General features: G+C 49.3%; 1 protein-coding gene. It reads left to right on the forward strand.

Translation table 11 applies throughout. The features are described from left to right. A partial coding sequence (locus ACTHTY_RS11820) for an HAD-IIB family hydrolase (RefSeq protein ID WP_440367820.1) occupies window positions 1–400 on the forward strand: 400 nt, incomplete at its 5' end. Window positions 401–460 lie beyond the last annotated feature (60 nt).

The raw sequence follows: 460 nt of genomic DNA on the forward strand, positions 1-460 counted from the left end.
CCGGCCCAACTTCCTGACCGACAAAGAATATTTCCGCAAACAGCCAGTTTATCAAATGGTGGTCTTTGTGGATAAGGAAGAAGAAAAAATCCTGCAACCGCTAACCCAGCAACACGGCTTCAAATCCGGCCGCTGGCATGAATATGCTGTGGACCTGCTGCGCAAAGAAGGTTCAAAAGCACGGGGCATCGCCCACGCAGTGGAAAAACTGGGCATTGAGATGAGCAAAGTAATGGCATTCGGCGACAGCTTCAACGACTTGGAAATGCTGTCAACCGTCGGCTTCGGCGTTGCCATGGGCAATGGCGAAGAAGCGGCCAAAGTCGCCGCACAATTCGTCTGCCCAAGTGTCGATGAAGACGGCGTATTGCGCGGCCTGCAAGAATTAGTTGTAATTTAAAACATCAAATCAAAAGGCCGTCTGAAAAAAATGTTCAAACGGCCTTGTTCTATCTATAAG

The sequence above is a fragment of the Neisseria sp. P0019.S002 genome, assembly GCF_051957155.1.
GTDB lineage: Bacteria > Pseudomonadota > Gammaproteobacteria > Burkholderiales > Neisseriaceae > Neisseria > Neisseria perflava.